The following is an 11,508-nucleotide window of genomic DNA, read 5'->3' on the forward strand; positions in this document are numbered from 1 at the left end:
GTAAAAATTCTAACCAGCTGCAACGAAAGGGGCAAAAAGTATTTGGGAAGATCACTCAAGATTACGATCATAACGGCCTCATATAATGCGGCATCTACAATCGCACAGACGATATCAAGTGTTGTTGATCAGGATTATCCCAATATTGAGTACATCATCGTAGACGGGGGGTCAACAGATGGAACGGTAGAAATCATAAAAAAATATGCGCCCTATGGTATCCGATGGATCAGTGAACCGGATGGGGGGCTTTATGACGCACTGAATAAGGGCGTTCATATGGCGTCGGGGGATTATATTGAAATTATTGGCGCAGATGATGCTTTGACAAGTCCACATATTATTTCGCGTATTGTAGATTCTATCGAACCTCACACGGATATTTTATGCTGCCAATCATGGTTTGTGGATGAGCAGACTAAGACGCAGCGTCCCCACACAAATACGCACCCGCAAGACCGGGAGAATTATCATGGCGGGATGGTGTCACATGCCGGTATGTTTGTCCGTAAATCGCTGCTGTTGCATTATCCGTTTGATATAAGTTACCGGATTGCTGCAGATTATAAGTTCTTTTTGCAGTGTTACTATGATACGCGTGTACATATTCAATATAGCAATGAAATGGTGGCTTTTTTTGCAACATCGGGGCGCAGCTCAGATGCAAAGGAATGCATAGTGGAAAATAATCGTATTTATCGAGACTTGGAACTTCCTTTTCACGCGCCTAATGATGACTGGTCTCATCCTTTGAAGCGACTGGTCAAACGAGGCCTTTTAGCCTTGGGTGCATTTGATTTTGTTAGGTCATTATGGCGGGGGATTGATGCTAGAGTATGCTGGGAACAACATACGTGTGAGAATAAGATCTGCCGCTGGTGCGGAAGGTATGAATAATCCCAGGGAAAGGATTTTACGAAATATCATGAAAAAAGCACTGATTACAGGCATCACAGGACAGGACGGTTCATATCTCACAGAGCTATTGCTTGAAAAGGGCTATGAGATTCACGGTGTCGTACGCCGCCATAGTACGCCCTGCACAGACCGCATAGACCACCTTCTCGAAGATCAACATTATGATGGACGACTCTTCATTCATCACGGAGATTTAACGGACTCGAGCAATGCGCATGCGTTGATCCGAGAAGTTCAGCCGGATGAGGTGTATAACCTTGCGGCACAGTCCCATGTGGGCGTTTCGTTCGAGGTGCCGGAGTATACGGTCGATGCGACGGGCGTGGGGACGCTGCGTCTGCTTGAAGCCGTACGTCAGAGCGATCTGCCGATACGGTTCTATCAGGCGTCCACCTCGGAACTCTTTGGCGGGATTCCCGAGACTGCGCCGCAGAGTGAGACAACGCCGTTTTATCCGAAGTCGCCCTATGGCGCAGCGAAGCTCTATAGCTACTGGATCACAAAGAATTACCGCGAATCGTACGGTATGTTCGCGGTCAACGGGATTCTCTTCAATCATGAGTCTCCCCGCCGTGGGGAAACGTTCGTGACACGCAAGATTACGCTGGCACTTGCCCGTATTCTCGCGGGAAAACAGGAGAAGCTATCCCTAGGCAATCTCTCAGCGAAACGTGATTGGGGATTTGCCGGCGATTATGTTGAAGGAATGTGGCGGATGCTCCAGCAAGAACATCCCGACGACTATGTACTCGCGACCAATGAGACGCATACTGTACGCGAGTTTGCAGAGCTGGCGTTCCGTGCAGCGGATATTGAGCTTGAATGGCGCGGCTCGGGGCTTGAGGAAAAAGGATATGATCGAAAGAGCGGGCGGCTGTTGATCGACGTAGATCCGAGCTATTTCCGCCCCGCAGAGGTTGAACTCCTGTGGGGGAATCCGGCGAAGGCAGAACGTGAGCTTGGTTGGCATCGCAATGTTTCGTTCCTAGAGCTTGTTCGGATGATGGTCAGAGCCGATCGGGAAGTGTATGGACAATGATGGAGAAAAAGGATAAAATCTATGTTGCGGGACATCGCGGCATGGTCGGCTCAGCGATTGTTCGCGAACTCGAGCGGCAGGGCTATCAAAATATTGTTGTGCGGACACATACGGAGCTTGATTTGACGCGGCAAGAAGCGGTGGAAGCTTTCTTTGCCGAGGAAAAGCCCGACTACGTATTTCTCGCGGCGGCAAGGGTGGGGGGCATTGGCGCGAACAGCGAAGCCCCTGCAGATTTCATGTATGACAATATGATCCTTGAGATGAACGTGATTCATGCGGCATGGAAAAATAATTGCAGGAAATTGGAGTTCCTCGGCTCGTCTTGTATCTATCCACGCATGGCGCCGCAGCCAATGAAGGAAGACTGTCTGTTGACCTCGCCGCTGGAGGAGACAAACGAAGCGTATGCGCTGGCAAAGATCTCAGGGTTGAAATATTGCTCCTATCTGAATCAACAATACGGAACGGATTACATCTCCGTGATGCCGACGAATCTCTATGGACCGAACGATAACTACCATCCGGAGCACAGCCATGTGATTCCTGCACTAATTCGCCGGTTTCACGAGGCGAAAGAAGCCGGCGCACCCTCCGTTACCTGTTGGGGGACGGATCGCCGCTGCGGGAGTTTCTCTATGTGGACGATCTTGCGAACCTCTGCGTATTCCTCATGAACAACTACAGCGGCGATGAAACGGTTAATGCAGGAACGGGAAAAGAACTCTCGATTCGGGAACTGGCGGAAATCGTCGCGTCTGTCGTTGATTACACGGGTGAGATTCTTTGGGATACGACGAAGCCGAATGGTACGCCGCGGAAACTGCTCGACGTCTCCAAGGCGAAAAAGCTCGGGTGGCGTTATAATACTGAGCTGGAGGATGGCATTAGATTAGCATATCAAGATTTTCTTGCGCATGCTCTTCGTGGGAAGGCATAGCGTTTTATTGACACCATATATATGTATATCTTACTATGGTTAAGTGATATATTATTTGGCGCATTCGGGTAACCTTGCTTTGCTTTTGCAATTTTTCCTTTATGGATTAGGGAGCCTTTTCCTATATGAAACAGATGCTTAAAATCTTCTCCATCTTTACACCAAAGGAACTACGATATTGTGCATTCCTCGTTATCATAATGATATTTGGTGCTGTACTTGAAGCCGTTGGTATCGGGGCGATCCTGCCGCTCATCTCTCTGATGGGGCAGCCGGATTTTCTCCTTCGGCACCAAGACATTGCAGGTTATGCGGGAAAGCTGGGAATTCATACACATACGGAACTTATTGTAGGAATGGCTTTTCTCCTGGTCGTTCTCTATGGGTTAAAAAATATTTATCTTGGTTGGCAGCTGCATCTGCAGATGCAGTTTGCATTTTCTAATCAGATTCAGTTCTCCAAAGAGATTATGGCAAATTATCTCGCTAAGCCTTATTTATTTCACTTGAATCATAATACCGCAACGCTCTTGAGGAATGTTGGGGGCGGGGGAAGCGCCATCTTTTCTAATGTTTTAATACCTGTATTACAGCTATTGACGGAACTTGTGACGATCATTGTTATTTGGCTTATGCTGGTCTTTATGGATCCATTTACGGCGATTGTTGTCGCAGGTATTATGGGAGGGGTAATCTATGCTTTGATTCGAACATTTCGCCGCAGCGTTGATGAGGCGGGACATGTGCAAAATGACTATAATGCACGCTATATCCAAGCCATGAATCAAGGGTTAGGGGCGATCAAGGAAACGAAAGTGATGCGGAAAGAAGCATTTTTTCTTCGGGAATTCGAATGGAATTATAGAAAATTTGGCATGGCGAATCAAAGGTTTTTATTTTTAAATCAGCTTCCTCGTATGATTATTGAGACTTTGGTTGTATGGGCGCTTTTGCTGCTTATCATTGGAAAAATAGCTATCGGCAATTCTCCGATGGATATCGTACCTCTTTTAGGTGTTCTTGCTCTTGCGGCATTTCGTTTGATGCCAAGCGCTAATCGGATCGTGAACTTGTCGAATGGGATAAAGTTTCAGTTGCCTTTGTTTGAAGAATTGTACCGCGAGCTTCTCGCCATAAAGTCTAGGAAATACCATCATCGTACACTTAAACTTGTTGAAAATCCGCCGCCGCTTCCTTTTAGCCATGAGATTCGTGTTGAGCATCTAGGATTCTATTATCCGGGGAGAGAAGAAGAGATCCTTTCTGATGTTAGTTTTTCTATTCCGAAAGGAAGTTTTATAGGCATTGTAGGTCCCTCGGGGGCGGGGAAAACAACCTTCGTCGATATCCTTCTAGGGCTTTTTAACCCTACCTGGGGAAAAATCACTGTAGATAACGTGGAGATTCGCCGAGAGCTTCGCGCATGGCAGGCAAATATTGCCTATGTTCCACAGAGCGTCTATTTGATCGATGCCTCTGTACGCGAAAATGTGGCGCTCGGCGAATCTCCGGAGGCGATTGATGATGCACGCGTTGAGAAGGCTCTAGCCATGGCTGAATTGGATACATTTGTGAATACACAGCCCAAAGGTGTATATACCATGGTTGGTGAACGCGGGGTCAAGCTGTCCGGCGGACAGCGGCAGCGCATCGGCATCGCGCGGGCGCTTTATCAGAACCCCACGGTGCTGATCTTGGATGAGGCAACATCCGCCCTTGATACAGACACAGAAAAGAGTATCACGGATACAATATTGAAGTTCAAGGGGCGGCTTACAATTATTGCGATTGCACATCGGCTTAGTACACTAGAAGACTGCGATTTCAAAGTACAATTTGAAAATGGAAAAGCAAGGATCTTGCAGCAATAAACTCTAAGAGGAGAGAAAGCATGCACGTGAAGAAAAACGCCACATATCAAGAAGTGAAAAACTGCCGCGTATGTGGAGCTGAAAATCTGAAGGAGATTTTCAGCTTAGGCGAGCAGTACTTAACCGGGGTGTTCCCTGCCGGAAAAGACAAAAACGCTGCCGGGAAGGAGGTTAGCAAAGGTCCTGTAGATTTAATTTTATGCGAATCGTGTCGACTGTTGCAATTGCGTCAGTCCTATAGTTTATCTGAAATGTACGGTGAGAACTACGGCTATCGTTCGGGGTTAAATGCATCTATGGTGCGACATCTTGAGGAAAAAATAAAGTGGCTTGAGGATTTTATTAATCTGAAAGAGAGCGATATGGTTATTGATATCGGATCAAACGACGCTACCTCCCTAAAAGCCTATCGTACAAAATGCACGCGTGTCGGTATTGACCCGTCGTCAGATAAATTTAGAAACTTTTATCCCCAAGAGATCGACCGTATAGCGGACTTCTTTTCTAAAAAACTGGTTGAAGATCGGTATCCTCACAGGAAAGCCAAGATTATTACATCAATTGCGATGTTTTATGATCTTGAAGATCCGATTGCCTTTGCGAAAGATGTTGAGGCTGTTTTGGCAGAGGATGGCATTTGGCATTTTGAGCAAAGTTATATGCCTCTCATGCTTGAAAGAACCGCATATGATACGATCTGCCACGAGCATCTAGAGTTTTATTCATTTTCCGTGATACAGAGAATTTTGAATGCTGCCGGCTTGAAGACGATTGACGTTGTACTGAATGACGTCAATGGCGGCAGCTTTGCCGTAACCGCAGCAAAACGAGATGCTGCTCATGAAGTAAATGAAGAGAATATTGGTCGAGTTTTGACGCATGAAAGAAACCTCCGACTCGATACCGAAAAGCCCTATCGAGATTTTGTTTTACGTATTGAGCAACAAAGGAAAATCCTGCGGGACACATTAATTCAAATCAAAGAGAAAGGGAAAAAGATCTTCGGCTACGGCGCAAGTACAAAAGGGAATGTTTTGCTTCAGTACTGCGATATAACGAGTGATCTTTTATCTTGCATTGTTGAGGTCAACGAAGAGAAATTCGGCGCATTTACACCGGGGACGAACATTCCTATTATCTCGGAGAGCGAAGGCGAGCGCCTTTTACCGGATTATTATCTCGTCCTGCCATGGCATTTTAAGGATAATATTCTGCCGCGCGTGCAGCCAATTTTAGAGCGCGGTGCAAAATTTATTTTTCCATTGCCGGAGCTGGAAACTATCGGGAAAGATGGCGTGTCGGATGAAGTTTAGAGAAGCTGTTAAGCGTATTACAAGGCGGATAGGGATCTATAAGCAGGCAGCAGGTCTTTTTCGCTGGATATTGTTTTGGAGCGTGCTTTTTCGGCAAGTACCTCGTAATTTTAATCTCTATCTCTACAATCACTGGGTTACGGGGATTCCTATTTATTTGCTGAGACTTTTATGGGCACGGCATATTTTGGGGGTGACTGTGGGGAAAGGATCCTTCCTGCATATGCACGTACGTTTTTATGGGAACGTTGTCATTGGAGAGGATACGGTTATTGGGCGCAATGTTGTCTTTTCAGGAGAGACGACGATTGGAAATCATTGTTCCATCACGGCCGATACTTGCTTTGTGGCAGCATCTCATGATAAGGATAGTGAGGACTTTCGGGGGACTTATGCCCCTATACACATTGATGATTATGCATGGATTGGAATGCGTGCTATGCTCTTACCGGGAGTACATGTGTACACGGGGGGGTGCTCGGGGCTCAGTCTGTAGCAGTAAAGGACGTGCCTGCCTATACGGTCTATGCAGGAAATCCTGCACGTCAAGTAGGAATACGACGCACCGGTATGAACTATGAACTTCGCTATTTTCCTTTTTCTGTTGACATTGACGAGTGAGAGCGATGAAAGAAAAATGTGCGCTTATCTTCGGGCATACCGGACAAGATGGATGGTATATGCGCGAGTTGCTAGAGAAGCTCGGAGTTCGTGTTTTTGGAATCTCTCGCAGCGAGCAACAACTTCCGTGTTCGTTGACCGATTTTGACTCTCTTAAAAGCGTTATTGAACACATAAGACCGTATTTTATTTTTAACTTTGCAGCATCCTCTACAACGAAACATGAGGCTCTTTTTGAAAATCACGCGACGATCAGCACAGGGACTTGTAATCTTTTAGAAGCTGTACGATCGTCTTCACCGTCAACAAAGGTATTCCTCTCGGGATCTGCTTTACAGTTTCAAAATAACGGTATGCCTATCAATGAGGATACTCCTTTTACAGCGTTGTCCCCTTATGCGGTCGAAAGAAATTATACAACTTATTTAGCGCGATATTATCGAGCTGCATTTTCGATGAAGATATATTTTGGCTATTTCTTTACGCATGACAGCCCGCGCAGAAAACCGCAGCATATGACGAAAAAAATAGCACTGGCAGCTAAACAGGCGAAAGAAGGTCTGCTTTCAAAACTTCGCGTAGGAGATATAGATGTTCGTAAGGAATATCTATATGCGGGAGATGCAATGACGGCGGTTTGGCTCCTTATGCAGCAGGAAAATTTCTTCGAGGCAGTGATCGGAAATGGAGAAGACCATTCGATTGCGGAGTGGCTGGAAGCATGTTTTTCTAGGGTTGATCTTGACTGGAGAAACTATGTCGTGATTGAAAATGACTTCGTTCCGGAATATAGGCGTCTCGTATCTGATCCTGCAAGACTGCGCTCGTTAGGCTTTCACCCGCAAGTTTCATTTATTGATCTGGCAGATAGAATGATGGAGTGTTTATGATTTTTGTTTGTGAGCCAAATTGCCAAGGTATTAGTCATGAATCGTTCAATTTAGGCACGCTATATGGTCTCTCTCTGGCGTATCCGGAGGAAGAAATCTTATTTTATGCGCGGAAAAGTCACCAAAAGAATCTCCTGCGTCTACAGGAGAAGTACCATATTAAATTTCCAAATATTTCCTTTTATACAATTCGTGGCTACTTGGGCAATGACAGGGTTCACTGTCTATGGTATTTTGCTTTGCTTTACTACTTAGTGAGGAAAGCGCGAAAAAAAATGCACGAGCTTTTTATCTTCTTGCGACTACACAGTTTCAGCAAAGAGCTTTAAAAGATTTAGCAGCAAAGCCGGAGAATAAAAGTATTATCTTTGCTATGAATATGCATGGTGAATTCGATCGACTGGCATATCCTCATTTCGAGGTTACGCAGTTCCCGTTTTTACGGACAGATCAAAAAGGTTTTTTGGAGAAAATTTGCGCCCATAGGAAAGATCTGCTGAGGCTTGTTTTTGCATATATTCAAAAAGGAATCATCAATTCTTGGGAAAAAATATTACAGGTTGTTTTCCCGGCACCCAAATACGATTTGAGGGAAACTATGTGCCGTAAAAACGGGGCAAATGTGCGATATGTCGCCTTATCAGATCATATTGTAAAGACCCTTCCCAAGTATATTTCGACTGAAGGCATCCATATATGCGCTTTGCCGCTGCCCGCTATTTATGAACCGCTCAAAGAACCTATTAAAAACAAAATGCTCCGTGTTGCCGTCTTTGGCTATGGGCACAGCGCAATGCTCTATCGGCTAAACGTAGCTTTACAGGGAGAGTCAATCAAGGAGGAGTATGAGATTCGAGTGATTGGTATGGACGGGCGTGGGACGGAAGATTTTCCCCGCGTCACTTGGCCGATTCGCCGTGTACTGAATCGAGAGGAGATGGAACAACTCGCCGAAGATATAGACATGTTTCTGATTCTCTATGAAAAAGAACGTTATGTCCTCTCCTGCAGCGGCTCTATCATTGAAGCACATCGCTATGGAAAGCCGATTCTGTATCTTGAAAACCCTTGTATAGATGCATTTAATGATAAGAACCACCCGATCGGTATTCGGTGTACAGATGTAAAAGATATGGCAAAAAAAATGAAGCGGATCATTGAGGAGTACCCGGCATTTGAAAAGGAGTTAGCAGCCTTTCGGCAAAATATAATAAAGCAGAGGGAAAAACTCGATATTCGAAATAATCTTGACCGAATCAGAAAAATTATTGATGTGGCGAACTAGAGGAGGTATGGCAATGCGCGCTATTTTATTTGCGCTGTCGGAAGACAATGCACGCGAGGCTATGCTCGCTTTGGCAAGAGATAAAAAAATAGAAATCGCTGCATGGCTTGGTACGGATAAAGGACATGGCGTCATTGATTATGATTATGGAGTCTTGACGAGAGAAGAAATACAAAAAGAAATAGCGATGTCTTGTCCACCTGCGGTTTATGATTCAGTATATGGAGGTTTGTATCGTTTTCTTGATATGGCGTATCGTAACGGTACACGCCCTATTTATGAGTATGTAAATCTATTTAATTTGTGGCTGTCTTTTTATTATGGTCTTTTTCAAAAGAAAAAACCGGATGTGTTAATTTTTAGCGATATACCCCATTTTGGCGTGGATTCTATTGCAAAGGATCTTGCCAATGCGATGGGAATTCCGGTCGTTATGGTTCAGCAGGCGTTGGGGCAGGATATGTTTTTTGCATTTTCCAATATAGAGGATATTGGCATCTATGAGAGCCTTGCTAACCGTGAAGAAGTAGAGATTGAGCTTAAAAAGGAGTTTGAAAAAGACCTGTTTTATATGAAGAATACGAATGTCGTGGTGCCGGGTAGCAGCGAGAAAGGCTCTGGGAAAGAGCGCCTTAAGAAATTATGGAAGAAAATCCAACATAATCGAGGCAGAATTTATACAAAGGGCCGCCTGTTTGCTCTTAGAAAAGCGGGAGGTTATTTTTCGACGAAGGAGGAAAGGCTCGCATCCCTACTGGAAGCAAAAAGGATGTTTGGGAAGTGCAGTGTTGACCTTACAGAGAACTTTGTCTATTTTCCCCTTCATTTGCAGCCGGAACTAACGACTTCTGCGTTGGGTGGAAAATTCTGTGATCAGATTTTGGCAATTGAAAGACTGCGTGAGTTCATTCCGGAAGACTGGAAAATTTATGTAAAAGAGAATCCTAAACAATCGTATTACATGCGGGGGGAGTTATTTTTTCGTCGCTTGAACAACATTAAGAATGTCGAGTATGTGCCGCGCAGTGTGAATACGTATGATTTGATACGGGGGGCGAAATTCGTTGCAACGATTACGGGGACGGCAGGCTGGGAAGCTGTCTCCGGGGGGAAACCTGTACTTGTTTTTGGACTTGCATGGTATCGGTCTCTTCCGGGAGTTTTTGAATATCGGCACTGTAAGTATAACGCTGAGGAAATTGCAAACTTCTCAATTGATCATGAAGCCGTGAGCGCTGCCTACAATGCGCTCTTGAGCAAAGCTTATCCCGGCATCATCGAATGCGGCCACGAAAAGGCGTTGGAGATATATTCGGAAAGGGAGAATCATAAAAAAATTTATGATTCTATGGAGAAGATTCTTGCCAAGGTTGCGGAGATGCTCCCAAATTATGGAGGAGGGCAGTAGATTGAACATTGCCGTTGCGGGACTAGGTTATGTGGGACTGTCCAATGCAATATTGCTTGCACAGCATCATCATGTGATTGCATTGGATATTATTCCCGAGAAAGTCGCTATGCTGAATCGTGGAGGTTCGCCGCTTCGTGATCCGGAAATAGAAGAATATCTTTCCATGGGGGCGCTGGATTTTCATGCAACTTCAGATGAAAAAGAGGCTTTTTCAAAGGCTGACTATATTCTTATCGCAACGCCCACAGATTATGATCCCAAGCAGAATTTTTTTGATACATCTTCTATCGAAGCGGTGTTGGAAAAAGTCGTGGAACTTGCACCGTCGGCAGCCGTTGTTGTCAAGTCTACGGTACCGGTCGGCTATACGAAGGAGATTCGAAAAAAATATCAAGGTGTAGAGATATTCTTTGTCCCGGAGTTCCTGCGTGAGGGGCGGGCACTCTATGATAATCTTTACCCTTCGCGGATCATCATCGGATCGTCGTCAAAACGGGCGCACGTATTTGCGACGCTTTTGCTGGAAGGGGCGAAAAAGAAGGATGTGCCCGTGCTTTTCTTGGATTCGACAGAAGCGGAGGCTGTAAAACTTTTTTCTAATACCTATCTTGCACTGCGTGTCGCATATTTTAATGAGTTAGACAGTTATGCAGAACTGAGAGGGCTTAACACAGCGCAGATCATTGAAGGCGTATCGCTTGATCCGCGCATTGGCGGAAACTATAATAATCCTTCCTTTGGATACGGCGGATATTGTCTGCCAAAGGATACGAAACAGCTGTTGGCGAATTATCATGATGTCCCTCAAAATCTGATCACGGCGATTGTCGAGGCGAACCGTACACGCAAGGAGCATATAGCGGAGATGATTCTGGCACGTCGTCCAAAGACGGTCGGCATTTATCGTCTCACGATGAAGAGCGGTTCGGATAATTTTCGTGCCAGTGCGATTGAAGGCATCATAAAAAGACTAAAAGAGGCAGGGATAGAAATCCTCATTTACGAACCTATGACAGAAAGAACAGAGATTTTTTGCTGCCCGGTGACAAAGGATTTTGAGACGTTTGTGGCCTCTTGTGATTGTATCGTGGCGAACCGATGGGCGGATGAACTAGCGCCTGTCCGGGAGAAGGTTTATACGCGGGATATTTTCCATAGAGATTAATTTAGCTTCTGTAATTTATAGGATAGGGGCTTAGAGGAAAAGTTCGAGTATATGA

The 11,508-nt window shown here is 45.3% G+C and carries 9 protein-coding genes and 1 pseudogene; all 10 read left to right on the plus strand.

Annotation, left to right across the window (positions count from 1 at the left end; all coding sequences use genetic code 11):
• Window positions 1–42 precede the first annotated feature (42 nt).
• Window positions 43–897 carry a glycosyltransferase family 2 protein gene (locus tag HMPREF9162_RS01975; RefSeq protein ID WP_037350081.1) on the plus strand — a complete coding sequence of 285 codons (855 nt, stop codon included), beginning with the start codon at window positions 43–45 and terminating at the stop codon, window positions 895–897.
• A 28-nt stretch (window positions 898–925) separates the two neighbouring features.
• Entirely contained in the window at window positions 926–1,957 is a 1,032-nt protein-coding gene (gmd, locus tag HMPREF9162_RS01980) for a GDP-mannose 4,6-dehydratase (RefSeq protein ID WP_009752636.1), read from the plus strand.
• Window positions 1,954–2,897, plus strand: a pseudogene (locus tag HMPREF9162_RS01985) (GDP-L-fucose synthase family protein). Before gmd ends, HMPREF9162_RS01985 begins: the two are co-directional and overlap by 4 nt.
• A 125-nt stretch (window positions 2,898–3,022) precedes the next feature.
• Complete coding sequence (locus tag HMPREF9162_RS01990; RefSeq protein WP_009752775.1) at window positions 3,023–4,768, plus strand: ABC transporter ATP-binding protein; 1,746 nt, start codon at window positions 3,023–3,025, stop codon at window positions 4,766–4,768.
• A gap of 20 nt (window positions 4,769–4,788) precedes the next feature.
• Entirely contained in the window at window positions 4,789–6,081 is a 1,293-nt protein-coding gene (locus HMPREF9162_RS01995; RefSeq protein WP_009752501.1) for a class I SAM-dependent methyltransferase, read from the plus strand.
• A complete protein-coding gene (locus HMPREF9162_RS12925; protein ID WP_037350083.1) occupies window positions 6,071–6,577 on the plus strand; it encodes a hypothetical protein in 507 nt (168 codons plus the stop codon). The genes HMPREF9162_RS01995 and HMPREF9162_RS12925 overlap by 11 nt, the downstream gene beginning before the upstream one ends.
• Before the next feature lie 130 nt (window positions 6,578–6,707).
• Window positions 6,708–7,592: a GDP-mannose 4,6-dehydratase gene (locus HMPREF9162_RS02005; protein WP_009752671.1), complete on the plus strand. Its 885-nt coding sequence runs from the start codon at window positions 6,708–6,710 to the stop codon at window positions 7,590–7,592.
• A 226-nt stretch (window positions 7,593–7,818) separates the two neighbouring features.
• A complete protein-coding gene (locus tag HMPREF9162_RS02015) occupies window positions 7,819–8,877 on the plus strand; it encodes a hypothetical protein (protein WP_009438234.1) in 1,059 nt (352 codons plus the stop codon).
• Window positions 8,840–10,285: a hypothetical protein gene (locus HMPREF9162_RS11720; RefSeq protein ID WP_139057069.1), complete on the plus strand. Its 1,446-nt coding sequence runs from the start codon at window positions 8,840–8,842 to the stop codon at window positions 10,283–10,285. Before HMPREF9162_RS02015 ends, HMPREF9162_RS11720 begins: the two co-directional genes overlap by 38 nt.
• A 1-nt stretch (window position 10,286) precedes the next feature.
• Window positions 10,287–11,453 carry a nucleotide sugar dehydrogenase gene (locus HMPREF9162_RS02025; RefSeq protein WP_009752681.1) on the plus strand — a complete coding sequence of 389 codons (1,167 nt, stop codon included), beginning with the start codon at window positions 10,287–10,289 and terminating at the stop codon, window positions 11,451–11,453.
• Window positions 11,454–11,508: the final 55 nt, after the last annotated feature.

The organism is Selenomonas sp. oral taxon 137 str. F0430 (assembly GCF_000183625.1).
GTDB lineage: Bacteria > Bacillota > Negativicutes > Selenomonadales > Selenomonadaceae > Centipeda > Centipeda artemidis.